Raw genomic sequence first — 15,080 nt, 5'->3', positions numbered from 1 at the left:
AATTTAAAATAAATATTAAGATGAAAAATTTATTAAAACATGCATCTTTCGCAATTGTAGGATTGTTTATACTAACAACTTCTTGCATTGACGAAAACTTTGATGACAGTTCTGAGGTAGGAATTACTGATAAAAAAATACTAACTACAGTTTTGAATGATGAAAATCAATCGGGTGAGTTAAGTATATTTTTGGGACTGGTAGAATCAACAGGACTAACTGGTAGTTTGACTAGCCAAAGAGTGCAAGATCAATTAACCGTTTTTGCACCTAATAATGATGCTTTTGAAATATTAGCATCAGACTTAGGATATGACAGCGCAGAAGATCTACTTGAAGATGATGATTTAGCCTTGCAAGAAATATTAGAAACACACATTGCATTAGCTAATCTTTCAATTTCTCAAATTGAAAATGGTTCATTCAGATCAATGGCAACTTTATCTGGAATAAATATACCTGTAGCAAGAGATGGTGGAAACGTTGTTATCAATGCTAATCAAGATTTACAAATTCTAAGGTCGAATTCTGAAGGAAACGGTACGGTTCATATAATATCAAGAGTGCTTCTACCAATTAGATTTAATATCGATTTCTCAGCAGACTTCGGTGGTGATTTTGACGCTTGTAATGAAGTACTAGCAGACTGGACAGTTGAAAATGTAGTACTTGCAGGTGGTTCTGGATGGGGCTGTACAAGCTTTGGCTTTGAAGGACAAGGAATTCAAGCTAATGGTTTTTCTGGAGGTGCGCAAGAGGTAGACTCTTGGATTATTTCACCGGTTCTTGAATCAAATGATGTAGTCTTAAATACTTTAAAGTTTAAGTATGCTAGTAGATTTGACGGACCAAACCCTGAGATATGGGTAATCTCTGAAGATGATTATGAAGCTGGTGCTTCAATTGATATGGAGGCATGGACTAATTTAGAATTTAGTTTCCCAGCCCCTGCTAGCGCAAATAATGTATTTACAGATTTAGCAGTAGGCATTCCTTCTGACGTGCATTCTGGAGCTTTTAGATTTGCCTTTAGATATTTATCTGGAGCAGGTGCGACAAGAGTAACAATAGATAACATTCAATTAGGAGAAGAATAAAAATCTCTTCACTAGAATTTTTAAAAACCCGAAGCAGATCAAATAGCTTCGGGTTTTTCTTTTTACACGATCAATTGATTTTTACAAAGTTTATTTTTAAGTGCAAATCAGTTCAGGTCAGTGAGTTCAATTTACTACAATTCAGATCGGAATATTATCCTCTTTCAATTAGAGATCATAGACACTAGTTAAACTCTATTGAATAAATAGCTAATTTGCATGATGCCAGATATATTGACATCAAAATCTTGGGTTATATTAATCTATCCATTTAAATTTGCTACTTGTTAAATAGCTAAAAAATACTAGCTGTTATTTCCCACTACTTTGACTTTAGTGTCTCAAAAATCAAGACTTGAAATGAAAAATATTTTACTACTAATCAGCTTTACCATTATTAGCGCTACAGCGATTTGCCAGCCTGATGGATACTACGATGGAACAGACGGATTGACTGGAGAAACTTTAAAGATAAAACTGCATCAAATAATTAACGATCATGAGGTAAGATCGTATGGAGAATTTCGAGATGAAATTTTACCGGACCTCGATCAGGATCCTAATAATCCTGAAAACATCATCCTTTTTTACAAAAATGCTTCGATTCCAATTCAAAATTTCGCCTCGAACAATGAACCTGACTTTTGGAATAGAGAACACACTTGGCCATCGTCTCACGGCTTTAATGATGAAGATACCGCATATACTGATGTTCACAATTTACGGCCTTCAGATGCCACCGTCAACAGCTCAAAAAGCAATAAAGACTTTAATGATGTTGAAAATATTGAAGAAAATGCAGAAGGAGAAGCTCCTGACACTTTCACCAATGCAGATTTTTGGGATCCTAGAGATGAGATAAAGGGAGATGTCGCTCGAATTTTATTTTATATGGCCACGCGTTACGAAAGCGAATCACTAGACCTCGAGTTAGTTGATCGAATAAGTTTTTCAGGAGATCCTGAGGTAGGCGTATTATTTACATTAATCAAATGGCATAATCAAGATCCAGTGGATAATTTTGAAAGGGCAAGACATGAAGGTGCTTTCGGGTATCAAGGAAATCGAAATCCATTTATTGACCACCCTGAATGGGTAACAGAAATCTGGGGAGAAGCTACTTCACCAAACCTTATTGTAAATGATCTTGACTTTAATGCTGACTTCGGTAGTGTTGAGTTAGGCTCTTCAAGGGATCAGCAATATGAAATAAATGCCTATAATTTAACAGGTGATGTGTCTGTTACAGTAGAAGCCCCTTTCTATCTATCTACTGACGGAGAAAACTACTCTGATAGTATCGGATTTTCATCTAATAATGATCCTGAACAAATTTTCACCGTGTATCTTCGATTTGAACCAGACACTGAAGATCAAGAGGCTACTGTTGAAGTAGTAAATAGTACTGATGGTGATTCCGAAGTCCTTCGTGTATCTGGGCAGGAAGGTGCTCTTGAGCTGCTTAGAATTGCTGAAGCAAGGGAACAAGCATTAGGAGCAGTTGTCAGTATAACAGGCGTGGTAATTGATGCGGGAAACAACAGCAGCACCAATAGGGTAATTTATGATGGCACTGCCGGAATTGTTGTAAGAAGCTTTGATGCTGGTAACGAATCTGAAAACCTTATGCAAGGCGACAGTGTAATTGTAACTGGTGGTTTGGAAGAATTTAATAATCTTTTACAAATTGCTGCATCTCCAATTACCATCACAGTAATTGAACAAGGAATGAATCTCCCAGAACCAAAAGTCCTCGAGATAGCAGAAGTAGGTGAGGAATTTGAATCTCAACTAATTAAAATTGAAAATGTGGAGTTCGTGGAAACGGGCAATTTTATGGGCGGTGGTGCTGGTGGTAATTTCACCATTTCTGACGGTGATAATGAATTGATTTTTAGAATTGGTTCAAGTGCACACCCGCTAGTTGGAGAACCAATACCTTCTGGCAATTACAACATTACGGGCTTTGTGGGACAATTTGGAGTTGATTACCAACTTTCTCCTCGTACTATTGATGATTTAGAAGCTGTTGAAGATGAAAATGATTCAACTGAAAATCCAACACTTGCAATTGCTAACTACCAGTCTATAGATGGATTGATTTATCCAAATCCAGCAAAGGATGAAATATTCATCAAAACTAAAAAGACAAATTTTGACGGACCATTAACCATAACAATCTATTCAGCAGATGGGAGCGTCAAAAAAAGATTGAAAAAAAAGGTAAATGCCAATAGTATTCGTATTGACGACTTAAACAATGGTCTTTATTTCTTAGTGATTTTCAGCGAAGAGCAATACCATATACAAAAATTTATTAAACATTAATTGATTAAAGATCAGGTTTATGGAATCTCTGGAAAATAAATGCAGAGATTCCTAAATTCCAACCATCCCCATTTCCCACCGTTTGAGAGAAAGCATGCTCTTTCAGTAACCATATTGCTTTCAGCTAGTTTTAACTCTTTGTATGTTTGTACATTAATTCAGCTAATACTTTTTATAAAATTCAATTATGAACAAAATTATCATTCGGATTTTAGCCTCCGTGGCTGTTTTGGCAGTCGTTATTTATTTGGTCTTTCCTGAAATTTTTTCATCAAAACCCGAAAACAAACTTGAAAGTCAAGCACCTGCTCAAGCTACTACAAAAATCTCAATTGATGCTCAGCTTGCAAAATTTGAGACCTTTAAAAACGATATTGTACTAACTGGTTCTCTATTGGCAAATGAATCCGTGGAACTAGCAAGTGAAATCTCAGGTAAGATAGATAACATCTATTTTGAGGAAGGTCAGTACGTTAAAGAAGGAAAGCTACTTCTTCAAACCAATGTGGCAGATTTAGCAGCAAATCTACAGCGATTGAAATATACTGCGCAACTCAATTCAGAAACTGAAAAAAGGCAAAAACAACTTTTGGAAAAAGAGGCAATTAGTAGAGAAGAATATGATATTGCCTTCACTAATCTAAAAACTACGCAAGCTGAAATTGATGCCTTGCAGGCTGAAATTGATAAATCTAGAATCAGAGCTCCATTTTCAGGCTATATTGGGCTACGATATGTCAGTGAAGGGAGTTACATCACACCAAGTAGCCAAATCGCTTCCCTTTATAATGTGGATCCAATAAAGATCGAATTCTCAGTTCCTAGTCGATATAGTGGTTTGGTCAAAAAAGGAAGTAACATCACTTTTTCATCTGAAGCCGAAAATAAAGAGCGAGAAGCAACGGTTTATGCTATTGAACCGCAAATTGACCCTGTAACACGTACCTTGTCAGCCAGAGCGCAAACTTCAAATCCTGACAACACATTGATTCCTGGTCAATTTATAAGGATAAATTTGAGTTTAGAAAACAGAGAAAATGCAATTTTATTACCAACAACCGCTATTATGCCCAAAGCTGACGGACATACCGTATTCATAATTACAGACGGAAGAGCGAAGCTGCAAGATGTTCAACTGGGCGCCAGAACCGCAAATAGAGTTGAAATTTTGAAAGGAGTAAATGCTGGGGACACTGTTGCTATTGCTGGCGTTCCTCAATTAAAGGATAAAGCAGAAGTAGATATTAAGAAGTTGGAAAAATAAAGCTATGGCATCATTATCAGAAGTAAGTATTCAACGACCTGTTTTAGCCATTGTGCTATCATTGGTCATATTAATTTTTGGCTTCATTGGTTTTAACTTTTTGGGAGTTAGGGAGTATCCATCGGTAGACCCACCCATCATTACGGTTACCACTGACTATGCTGGAGCAAATGCCGATGTAATTGAATCGCAGATTACTGAGCCATTGGAAGAAGCAGTGAATGGTATTGCAGGTATTAGAACCATTACTTCCACTAGTGCCGAGGGTAGAAGCAGGATCACAATTGAATTTAATTTAAGCGAGGACTTAGAAGCAGCCGCAAATGATGTAAGGGACAAAGTTTCTGGCGCCCGAAGGAGGTTGCCTGAAGATGCCGAACCGCCAACCGTAAACAAAGCTGATGCCGATTCTGATCCCATAGTTTTCTTAAATATTAACAGTGAAGAAAGAAATTTATTAGAATTATCAGCAATTGCTGAAAACACTTTTAAAGAAAGATTACAGACCATTTCCGGAGTAAGTGAGGTTCGAATATGGGGAGAAAAGCGCTATGCCATGCGTCTATGGATGGATCCCATAAAATTGGCAGCTTATCAACTAACTCCATTGGATGTTTTGAATGCAGTAGAAAGCCAAAATGTTGAATTGCCTTCGGGAAGTATTGAAGGTGATATGATTGAGTTAGTAGTAAAAACTCAGGGTCAGTTAAAATCTGAAAAAGATTTTAATGATCTTATCGTGGCCGAAAGCAATAATAGCTTTGTTCGATTTTCCGATGTTGGCTATGCGGAATTAGGACCGTTAAACATGAGGACTGTATTAAAGAGGGATGGAATCCCAATGGTAGGCGTTGTTTTAATTCCACAGCCGGGTTCTAATAGTATAGATATTGTGGATGAGTTCTACAAAAGAGTGGATAACATCAAAAAAGATCTGCCAGAAGATATAAATCTAGGCATTGGGTTTGATCAAACGGAATATATTAGGGAATCTATCAACGAAGTTCAGCAAACTATTATCATTGCTTTCCTTTTAGTAATCTTTATCATTTTTGCCTTTTTAAGAGATTGGCGAACAACTGTCATTCCTATTGCCACCATTCCAGTAGCTTTGATCGGTACCTTCTTCGTCATGTACTTGGCCGGATTTTCAATAAATGTACTAACATTACTGGGAATAGTATTGGCCATTGGCTTGGTGGTTGATGACGCCATTGTAGTGCTTGAAAACATTTACACGAAAGTGGAAGATGGAATGGAACCAATGGAGGCCGCTAAAAAAGGTGCCATTGAAATTTTCTTCGCTGTTATAGCCACTACCGTTGCTTTAGTAGCTGTATTTATGCCCGTTATTTTCCTGGAAGGAATTACAGGTAGGTTATTTAGAGAATTTGGCGTAGTGGTAGCAACGGCCGTAATGATATCTTCATTTGTGGCTTTATCATTAACCCCTATGATGAGTAGCCGAATTTTAAAAAGAAGGGAACGACACAACTGGTTCTACAGGAAAACTGAACCGTTTTTCGTTTGGCTAAATAAAGGCTATTCAAGAAGCTTAGATGGTTTCATGAAAGTCCGATGGATGGGGATGCTATTGTTTTTCGGAGCCGTTGGTCTTATTTATGGTCTTTTTCAAACCCTTCCTTCGGAACTAGCTCCACTAGAAGACAGGGGAATGATCTCAGTAAGTACTACAGGACCAGAAGGGGCTACCTTTGAATACATGGATGAGTACATCAATAATTTGGTGGAAGTCAGTATGGATACGCTTCCAACTGATGGCTTAATTTCAGTGACTTCACCAGGTTTTGGCACACAGGGCACTAATTCTGGATTCTTAAGGATTATGCTAGTGGATGCCAAAAATAGGGAGAAAAGCCAACAACAGCTGTATGACGAATATACTCCAGTTCTCAATGAATTTCCTGCTGCTAAAGCGTTTGCTTTCCAACAGCAAACTATTGGCGGCAGAAGAGGTGGATTGCCAATTCAATACGTTATACAGGCTACTTCTTTAGATAAATTGCAAGCGGTATTGCCAGAGTTCATCGAGAAAGCTAGTAATAATCCCACTTTCACTGTTGTAGATCAGGACTTAAAATTTACCAAGCCTCAAATTGACATACAAATAGACAGGGAGAAAGCCCGATCTTTGGGTATTTCCGTAATTGACATTGCCAGAACTCTCCAATTAGGCTTGAGTGGTCAACGATTTGATTACTTCATTATGGACGGAAAGCAGTATCAGGTGATTGGTCAAGTACAAAGAAATGACAGAAATGCTCCTATCGATCTAAGGTCACTATATGTACGTGCTCAAAACGGTCAAATGCTGCAATTAGATAATTTGGTTAGTCTGGGAGAAAGTTCCACTCCCCCATCACTTTACAGATACAACCGATATATTTCTGCTACATTATCTGCAGGTCTAGCCCCTGGCAAAACCATCGGAGATGGAGTCGAAGCTATGGATGCCATAGCAAGTGAGGTTTTAGATGAAACCTACAGCACCTCTTTATCAGGAGCATCATTAGATTATTTTGAAAGTTCATCTAGTCTATTGTTTGCTTTTGGTTTTGCTATTATTCTGATTTATTTAGTACTGGCAGCTCAATTTGAGAGTTTCAGAGATCCGGTTATCATCCTTTTTACCGTTCCATTAGCAGTTGGCGGTTCTTTCCTATCTCTATGGCTATTTGGTGAGACTTTGAATATTTTCAGTCAAATTGGAATCATCATGTTGATAGGCTTAGTTTCAAAAAATGCTATTCTTATTGTAGAATTTGCTAATCAGAAGAAAGCTCAGGGATTGGGACTAAATGAAGCTATTACTGAAGCGGCAAAATCTAGGTTCAGACCTATTCTGATGACAGCATTATCCACCATTTTAGGCATTTTACCGATTGCCCTGGCTTTAGGTGCTGGTTCTGAAAGTAGAGTATCAATGGGTATTGCTATTATTGGTGGTCTGATTTTCGCAACAGGTTTAACGCTTTACGTTATTCCTTCAATTTATTCATATTTCGCAAGTAAACAGGCACGTGTATCACGTATTGAATCTTAATTTTTTATGATAAAATATAAAGTACTACTTTTTTTGATGCTTTTAGGGCTATCAGTCACTGCACAAGACATGAGCCTGAACGAGGCAATTACCATTGGGATGGAAAAGAATTTCTCCATTAGAACTGCGAAGAATACAGAGAAAGAAGCTGTAATTAATTCAAATTATGCTTATGCTGGTTTCTTGCCTGTAATTGATGTGACAGGAGCTAGAAATTTCGATGTTGAAAATGTTGAGCAACAATTCAGAACGGGAGATACGAATGAACTTGACGGAGCACGATCTAATAATTTTAATATAAGAGGAGATTTGACCTGGACTTTATTCGATGGAACGAAAATGTTCTTGGATTATAAAAGTTTGCAAATTGAAAGGAACCAAAGTCGTTTCGAAACACAAGCAGTAGTTGAAAATACTTTAGGCAGTATTATTCAATCCTACTTTGCCTTGGTCTTTGAGCAAAATCAATATTCCGTTCTAGCATCTGCAGTCGAATTATCGGAACAGAGGTTAGAAATTGCCAGAGCAAATTACGAAGTGGGGAAATTCTCCAAAACAGAACTACTTTCCGCCAAAGTAGATCTAAATACTGACAAAAGTAACCTGTTAAATCAAGAGGAAATTAAGCAACAAGCTAGGGTCGCTCTTAATTTACTGTTGGGAGAAGATCCAAACCAAGAATTACTGGCAATTGATAGCTTGGAAATAGATGAAAGTCTTCAACTCAATATGCTGATTGATGACCTCAGTGTCAGAAACAAACAGCTCTTAGCCTTAATGCAACAAGAAAATATATTGCAATTGCAAAATAAGACCGTGATGACTGAAGTATTACCTCAGATTGATTTCAATTTGGGTTATGGTTATACGAATTTCAACTCACAAGCTGGGTTTTTACTTCAAAACCAATCCATTGGGGTTAATTACGGTCTAAGCCTATCTTGGCGAATTTTTGACAGATTAGATCGGTTCAGAAGAAATCAAACTACTCAAATTGCCATCGACAACAATAGTATTGCAATCTCAGAGCTGGAAAATCAGCTGATGGGTGACTTATCATCTGCCTATGTACGTTATCGGAATAAGCTAGATTTAATTGATCTTGAAAAAGATAATTTGGAAGTTGCCAAAGAAAATGCAAGTATAGCTATTGAAAGATACAGGGTGGGGCGTTCCAATGCTATTGAACTAAGAGAATTTCAGCTTAATGCGATTGAGGCAGAAAGTAGGTTATTAAATGCAATCTTTTTAGCGAAACAAGCTGAAATTAATCTGCTGGCCATTAGCGGTAATTTACTTAATAAAGATACCCCCAATTAAGACAAAATTTCGCTTTGATATAGCAGGTTTAATCATAATTTTATTTCACTTTACTATTGTTTGACATTAACTTTGGCAAACTCCAAAACAAATGTTCGAAAAACTAAAACAAAGATGGGATCTTAAATCTGGAGGACAGGTTTTCATTGTCTTATTGGTTTTTGCTTGTACTGGATTTACCGTAATGTTTTTAAAAGAACCCATTTTATCACTAATAGCGGCAAAAGAAGAAAGGAACTGGGTCTTCACAACAATTTACTACATCCTGATTTTACCCGTTTATTTTTTGATTCTGCTCCTTTATGGCTTTATTTTCGGTCAGAGCAAATTCTTTTCGGGCTTTGTCAAAAAGACGATCAGTCGATTTAGGAACAAAAAATAAAAGCAGGAAACTACCCCTGCTTTTTTGTTAACCTAAACTAAAACACTATTTATTCATACAATTGCATTCAAGATTTCAACCAAGTCTTGGCATCATCCAAGCTGTCAAAATATTTGAAATTTAATTTCCCTTTTTGTTTATCTAAAATATTCTTTGCTGCAAATTTCCTGAATACATCCTTGGAAACTACAACGGCAATTTTTTCAACTTCCTGAGCAGCTTTAGGAATTAAGGATTCAGATACCCATTTTTGATCCTCTAAGGAAAGAACACCTGCATCTGCATTATTCTGAAGCCAATTCTTAATGTGTGACTTTTGACACAAATCATAGTTGGCTAGCATAGCCGCACGATAATCCTCGGATTTTAAACTTCCGTGGAAAGTGATCATGGCCGCTTGAACATCTATCTGTTCTTCAATGGTTACATTTTTAGTTTGAGACACTAAAGTTGACATATTTTTATAATTTTTTATACTTTGCAAAAGTAATCGAGTTTCTTGTGAGTGTTTTTTTTTATTACTTATCAAAGTTACAGAAGTAGTTCTTTAGCCTTTTTTGAATCATTTACATTCTCATCTCTGAAATTGAACTTCAAGCAATGCGCTCTGAATTTAGCAAACAGCAATAATATTCTCCTTTTCAAGGTGAATCCTCCTTTTGATTAGGAATTTATAGTGCCAATTGTATGTAATAAAATTTTGTATTGATTAGATTTGAAACTAAAATATTCTAAATGAAGAAATATAGCCCTCAGCAGCTTGCATTAAGAAACGGTCAAGATCGAGATGAAATATGGATAGCATACCAGGGCATTATATATGATGTTACTAATTCCAGGCTTTGGAAGAATGGAACACATTATGAACATTGGTCAGGGCAGGACTTAACAGATGAGTTAAAAGATGCACCACATACTGACAAGGTTTTCGAAACCTTGCGGGTGATAGGAGAACTAAATTAGTGAATCAGGTCGATTTTGTGGCTCTTTGCGTATTTCTTCAATTTTCTCCATTTGCTTGGAGTCACTTCTATCTTCTCTGTTAAATGATATAAGTGCGAAGGGAACTAAAAAGAAGGTCACTATAATATAGATAAAACCTGCCAACCTAAATTTCATCGCAAGTCGACCAAAGGATTTAGCCATTTTAACGGGTATGCTCCTTATGATCGGAAAGGGCAAGAAAATTAAGACACCTATCAAATTGAAAAATAAATGAACCAAAGCAATGCTTACCGCAGCTTCTGATTTAAACAGGGCAGCAATCAATGCTGTTATTGTTGTACCTATATTTGCCCCCATAATAAAAGTAAAACATTGTTTTAGGCTAATTTTACGGGTTGCCACAAAGGGCACAATTACTGAAGTAGTCACCGAGCTGCTTTGAACTCCAGCAGTGAAGACAACTCCCCAGAAAAATGATCTGTAGGGACTTCCGAAGAAATACTTCTGAAGAAATTCTCTAGAACCTCCTGTAATTGATTTATATAATGTTTGAGCTAAAAACTTGACCGCTAAAGCCAAAATCACGAAGGAAGAAATAGCCAATATTATTGGATATGGCAGCAAATTGCCAATGAATATTACAATTGGTTTTGTCAGTAAGAAATATCTAAATTCATTGTCCTGAACTACATAATCAGCACCCAGAATAAAATTAGAAGCCGCAGATGACAAATTTGTTAGAATTCCATAATTATACTCCAAAGGGAATAAAATGGCTACTAGCAGGATATTGAAGAAATCATGCACAACGCCTGCGCCTATAGCCTTTCTGAATTCATCTCGGTTGGTAATAAAACTCAGTGAAACCAATGTACTGGTAAGGGTTGTCCCAATATTAGCACCCATAATCATCGGGATGGCATCAGAGAATTCGATAGAACCTGAGGCTACAATGGCCACAATCATGGAGGTACTTGTGCTGCTGCTTTGGATTATGGCCGTAATTAGCAAGCCAATAAAAAGACTGATAAATGGATTTGAAGTAAGGTTTATGATAGATTCAGCAATATCTTTATTGAGTAATCGAAAAGAATAACCAATAAAATCTATTGCCAATAAAAATAAGAATATATTAAATACAATTAAGACACCCCTTTTTAGGGTTTCTTGCCATTTGTTTTCTGTATTTATTTCTGGAGTCTTAATTTTTTTGTGTTATTTGAGTGTAATTTAAAATGCAAAATTAACAGCTTACAGTTGAGTATTCGCATTTGCAAAGTAAAACAATTGTTAAGAATAAAATGGGCTCTTAATTAACTTAAGCTTAACATTATTTGTGATCTCTATTATTAATAATATGGCATTATCGACACAGTTAACATTAAGGTAATGTTGTTAACAATTTTTTAACTCATTGTTTCACTAAGAATAATTAGCTTTGTGTCTGAAACATAATTTTGCTAAATAAGCATTTTTGAATCGAATTTTTTATGGCTAAAAAACCATTCCTTAAATACAACAGAAATACAGTTTCTGAAGTTACCTACAAAACTTTTGAAATAGCAAAGAAGGAAAAAGCTTTCATCACGATGATTGCCATCTTCACTTTTGTTTGCGGACTTATCACTCCATACCCTCAAATTGCCATGTGGGTAGGATTCGGTCTTGCTGCTTATTCAGCAATTGCTAATGACAGTATTCAGACTATCGGAACATTCATTGCTTCTAACAGCAAAAAACCATGGTGGATATTATGGCTTTTTATGGGCCTGATTTTCCTTGCCACTGTACTGTACAGCTGGATTGTATTTGATGGAGATGTGAGTAGCCAAAGGTTATTAACCAAAGGGTTTGACAAAGCTCCTACATCCTTTAGTTTTCTTCAATTAGCAGCTCCAATACTACTATTGGTGTTAACACGATTCAGAATGCCGGTTTCTACCACATTCTTGCTCTTAAGTGCCTTCTCTACTCAGGCTTCATCAATTGGAGCTATGATAGGCAAAAGTTTAACGGGATACGGCTTGGCTTTTATTACAGCTATATTCGTTTGGTTTCTAGTTTCCAAATTTGTCTCCAAATACTTTAAAAGCAAAAAACCTGCTAAATTCTGGACACCAGTTCAATGGATCATTAGTGGCGCTTTGTGGTCTGTATGGATCTCCCAGGATGCTGCCAATATTGCGGTATTCCTCCCTAGAAGCTTAAATATTTACCAATTTATTGGCTTTGCTGGATTCATTTTTATTGGAATGGGTTTACTATTTTATTTGAAAGGGGATAAAATCCAAAGTATAGTGAATGAAAAGGCTGGAGTTACAGATATAAGGGCTGCCACAATAGTTGATTTCGTTTACGCTATTTTACTTTACTATTTTAAAGTATTAAGTACGGTTCCAATTAGTACCACTTGGGTTTTTATTGGCTTACTAGGCGGTAGAGAAGTAGCTATAGCAATCAGTAAAAAACGTTATAAGAAGAGAATTAAGAATATCAGAAGAGCAAGTAAAATTGTAGGTAGAGATTTCCTTTATGCCACGATCGGACTTGTACTTTCTGTATTACTTGCTATAGGAGTAAACAAAAAATTCCAAGATCAAATTGTGACGGAGTTCATGAATTTGTTTTAGAATATTCACTATACAGTTAAAGTATTTAGAAGTCTCTACTCAATTTACTATTCTTAAAAGTATAAACTATGGCCTTTTAGCGCACCTATTGTTCGGTAAGGTAGATCGTTTACAAAGTTAAAGGCACTAGCTGTCCTGGATTCCTCGGAACAAACTTGTTGAGACTTCTCTGTTATGACTTTAGATCATAAGCTGCAGGAAGTGCGAAAGTGGATGAAGATAATTGGTTGATGATGACACCAACAAAGGAATGATGAATTGTCTGGAGTAAACTCATAATTAATTGGCTCTCCGGGTCCAAAAGGACGGGGATTTTTGCAGTGCTATTCAAGAAATAGTCCTAATAACCTTCCTATGCAGGGCCTGCACTTTTAGATGCTCCTTTAAGCCACCATAATCTTTAAAGCATCATGATTTTTAATAATGAAACTTATGCTATAGAGCTACCTCTTTATGAATCAATCATTCATGCTTTTTAAAAATAGAATCGTAGTAGCAGCAGCTGCCAAAAGTGTTTTGTCATCTTCAGGTATTTTTTTCCGTAACCAGACTGCATTATAGCCCATCTTACCGGGGAAATACTTCACTGCTCCTATAGCCTCACCTGCTTCCCAAAATTCATAACCGAGGGCAGGAGCATTGAAAAAGCCTCTTTTAAAATCAGTATAAATGTGTTTTAAGACTATTTTGCGGACTCCATTCGTTAGTAGGCTGTATGTTTCCATATACTGCGATTCATTTTCCACAGCATTCAAGCGTAATAACCATTCATCATGATTTGAATTCAACAATATACTTGCCGTAAAAAGCGCCTCTTCTTCAAAATTCCCGTCCTCACCGATGGCTACATTGATAAAAGAAGATGAGAAGAGCGTTATACTTTCCTCATACTGAGTGCTAACATAAAAAAAGGTGTTTACCCATGCAGTATCTCCCTGGCCATTAACTAGGTTAAAATGAGATTTACTTTCACTAAGTAATTTGACCTCATTACTCCATATACTAGAAAGCCGAGAAGTCTTTGTCCATCCAGCTTTTCCTGCCACCACTTTGAAAGGGCCAAATCGGTACCTAGGCACATTTCCAACCCGATAAGCTTTATATTTTACCTCATATTTTTCCCCTTTTTTGGCCAGATCAGGATCAACTGCTAATTCTTTTTCCTGTGCATCTGCTACGGAGACTGAGAGAAGCAGGTAAATTAAAGATAGGGTTGGAATCCATTTCATCTTTTTAAGCTACGAAAATTGCCGCAAGAAAAGAATAGCATTTTCTGTTTTTTATTACTTGCCGCCATGTTTTGGGTCGAGCTAGAGTGATTAATCTTTTCAGCGAGTTCATATTTTGAAGCCCTCTACTCTTTTTAGATAAATATTTTCTTCAGAGAATCATCAGGTTTTAAATGGACGCTGTCAAAATACTATAGCAGGCCTGCTTGCCATCAGGACCAGTATAGATAGATCATTTAAAGTAGCATGCAAAGGAAAGCTATGAGAAACGAATACGAGTAAGCTCCTACAAAAATGAGTATGAGCGCACCATCAGCAGGGTTAAATGTAAAACAAGCTAATACATGAAAGCCAAACGGCAATCAACCGTAGAACCCGTTTTTGGCACCTTAACGCAATTTATGGGCTTACGAAAAGTAAATACGCTCGGAATTAAGCAAGCCACCAAAGTCATGATGATGGCTGCAGTGGCCTTTAACATCGAAAAACACCTTGAATTCTCAAAAACTAACCAACATCAAGAACAAAAAAAGCCATATTGCCGGCTACATACTATATGGTTCAATGACGGCTATATTATATCACTTTTAAGCCTCGATAAATGAAACCCACTTTATATTCACTTTGAAAAAAGGAGTCTGTTAAGATCTTAAATGCCTCAAGTATTTTGATTTTTTAGTGGGTTTTGCAATGACTTTGGTTGTTAGCACTAGTTTTTAGATCTTTTCTTGGCGTAAAATTTTTTCCATTTTACGACCTTTTGCTAATTCATCATACAACTTATCTAAATATCTACATTTTCTGTACAATTCAAATTCATC

The 15,080-nt window shown here is 36.6% G+C and carries 13 protein-coding genes; 9 read left to right on the top strand and 4 right to left on the bottom strand.

Annotated elements, in window-relative coordinates; genetic code table 11:
* Positions 1-20 precede the first annotated feature (20 nt).
* The 6 genes from AAC601_RS00065 (at position 21) to AAC601_RS00040 (ending at position 9,455) form a co-directional block, all read left to right on the top strand.
* The gene (locus AAC601_RS00065) at positions 21-1,097 is read left to right on the top strand and encodes a fasciclin domain-containing protein (RefSeq protein ID WP_303271743.1); all 1,077 of its coding nucleotides are present in this window, start codon (positions 21-23) and stop codon (positions 1,095-1,097) included.
* A gap of 360 nt (positions 1,098-1,457) precedes the next feature.
* A complete protein-coding gene (locus tag AAC601_RS00060) occupies positions 1,458-3,425 on the top strand; it encodes an endonuclease (protein WP_340152155.1) in 1,968 nt (655 codons plus the stop codon).
* A 187-nt stretch (positions 3,426-3,612) separates the two neighbouring features.
* Positions 3,613-4,689 carry an efflux RND transporter periplasmic adaptor subunit gene (locus AAC601_RS00055; RefSeq protein WP_303271740.1) on the top strand — a complete coding sequence of 359 codons (1,077 nt, stop codon included), beginning with the start codon at positions 3,613-3,615 and terminating at the stop codon, positions 4,687-4,689.
* A 4-nt stretch (positions 4,690-4,693) separates the two neighbouring features.
* Positions 4,694-7,753, top strand: coding sequence for an efflux RND transporter permease subunit (locus tag AAC601_RS00050; RefSeq protein ID WP_303271739.1), 3,060 nt, complete (start codon positions 4,694-4,696; stop codon positions 7,751-7,753).
* A gap of 6 nt (positions 7,754-7,759) precedes the next feature.
* Complete coding sequence (locus AAC601_RS00045) at positions 7,760-9,073, top strand: TolC family protein (protein ID WP_340152154.1); 1,314 nt, start codon at positions 7,760-7,762, stop codon at positions 9,071-9,073.
* 91 nt (positions 9,074-9,164) lie between these two features.
* A complete protein-coding gene (locus tag AAC601_RS00040) occupies positions 9,165-9,455 on the top strand; it encodes a DUF6787 family protein (RefSeq protein WP_303271737.1) in 291 nt (96 codons plus the stop codon).
* 67 nt (positions 9,456-9,522) lie between these two features.
* Here AAC601_RS00040 and AAC601_RS00035 read toward each other — a convergent pair whose 3' ends face one another.
* Positions 9,523-9,912 (bottom strand): STAS/SEC14 domain-containing protein, encoded by a 390-nt coding sequence (locus tag AAC601_RS00035; protein WP_303271736.1) that lies wholly within the window; start codon positions 9,910-9,912, stop codon positions 9,523-9,525.
* 278 nt (positions 9,913-10,190) lie between these two features.
* On the opposite strand from AAC601_RS00035, the gene AAC601_RS00030 reads away from it, so the two are divergent.
* Positions 10,191-10,418 (top strand): cytochrome b5 domain-containing protein, encoded by a 228-nt coding sequence (locus AAC601_RS00030; protein ID WP_303271735.1) that lies wholly within the window; start codon positions 10,191-10,193, stop codon positions 10,416-10,418.
* Here AAC601_RS00030 and AAC601_RS00025 read toward each other — a convergent pair.
* The gene (locus tag AAC601_RS00025) at positions 10,410-11,531 is read right to left on the bottom strand and encodes a Na/Pi symporter (protein ID WP_340152581.1); all 1,122 of its coding nucleotides are present in this window, start codon (positions 11,529-11,531) and stop codon (positions 10,410-10,412) included. The two genes, AAC601_RS00030 and AAC601_RS00025, sit on opposite strands and share 9 nt — an antisense overlap.
* A 359-nt stretch (positions 11,532-11,890) precedes the next feature.
* On the opposite strand from AAC601_RS00025, the gene AAC601_RS00020 reads away from it, so the two are divergent.
* Entirely contained in the window at positions 11,891-13,030 is a 1,140-nt protein-coding gene (locus tag AAC601_RS00020) for a hypothetical protein (RefSeq protein WP_303271734.1), read from the top strand.
* A 458-nt stretch (positions 13,031-13,488) separates the two neighbouring features.
* On the opposite strand, the gene AAC601_RS00015 is transcribed toward AAC601_RS00020, so the two are convergent.
* Positions 13,489-14,259, bottom strand: a complete 771-nt coding sequence (locus tag AAC601_RS00015) for a hypothetical protein (protein ID WP_340152153.1) — start codon at positions 14,257-14,259, stop codon at positions 13,489-13,491.
* 344 nt (positions 14,260-14,603) lie between these two features.
* Between AAC601_RS00015 and AAC601_RS00010 the strand changes: the two genes are divergently transcribed.
* Positions 14,604-14,864, top strand: a complete 261-nt coding sequence (locus AAC601_RS00010) for a transposase (RefSeq protein WP_303271732.1) — start codon at positions 14,604-14,606, stop codon at positions 14,862-14,864.
* Positions 14,865-14,975: 111 nt separating this feature from the next.
* Here AAC601_RS00010 and AAC601_RS00005 read toward each other — a convergent pair.
* Positions 14,976-15,080, bottom strand: a 105-nt coding sequence (locus AAC601_RS00005; protein WP_340152580.1) for a DUF2200 family protein, incomplete at its 5' end; no start/stop codon positions are given.

Origin of the sequence: uncultured Marivirga sp. (genome assembly GCF_963974845.1) — a bacterium.
Lineage (GTDB): Bacteria > Bacteroidota > Bacteroidia > Cytophagales > Cyclobacteriaceae > Marivirga > Marivirga harenae.
Note: the sequence above shows the minus strand (reverse complement) of the source record. Positions and strands in the feature narration are given on the sequence as shown.

Excerpts from the sequence above, each read along its gene's own strand:
- AAC601_RS00065 (WP_303271743.1), top strand. The coding sequence starts at position 21 with ATGAAAAATTTATTAAAACATGCATCTTTCGCAATTGTAGGATTGTTT.
- AAC601_RS00060 (WP_340152155.1), top strand. The coding sequence starts at position 1,458 with ATGAAAAATATTTTACTACTAATCAGCTTTACCATTATTAGCGCTACA.
- AAC601_RS00055 (WP_303271740.1), top strand. The coding sequence starts at position 3,613 with ATGAACAAAATTATCATTCGGATTTTAGCCTCCGTGGCTGTTTTGGCA.
- AAC601_RS00050 (WP_303271739.1), top strand. The coding sequence starts at position 4,694 with ATGGCATCATTATCAGAAGTAAGTATTCAACGACCTGTTTTAGCCATT.
- AAC601_RS00045 (WP_340152154.1), top strand. The coding sequence starts at position 7,760 with ATGATAAAATATAAAGTACTACTTTTTTTGATGCTTTTAGGGCTATCA.
- AAC601_RS00040 (WP_303271737.1), top strand. The coding sequence starts at position 9,165 with ATGTTCGAAAAACTAAAACAAAGATGGGATCTTAAATCTGGAGGACAG.
- AAC601_RS00035 (WP_303271736.1), bottom strand. The coding sequence starts at position 9,912 with ATGTCAACTTTAGTGTCTCAAACTAAAAATGTAACCATTGAAGAACAG.
- AAC601_RS00030 (WP_303271735.1), top strand. The coding sequence starts at position 10,191 with ATGAAGAAATATAGCCCTCAGCAGCTTGCATTAAGAAACGGTCAAGAT.
- AAC601_RS00020 (WP_303271734.1), top strand. The coding sequence starts at position 11,891 with ATGGCTAAAAAACCATTCCTTAAATACAACAGAAATACAGTTTCTGAA.
- AAC601_RS00015 (WP_340152153.1), bottom strand. The coding sequence starts at position 14,259 with ATGAAATGGATTCCAACCCTATCTTTAATTTACCTGCTTCTCTCAGTC.
- AAC601_RS00010 (WP_303271732.1), top strand. The coding sequence starts at position 14,604 with ATGAAAGCCAAACGGCAATCAACCGTAGAACCCGTTTTTGGCACCTTA.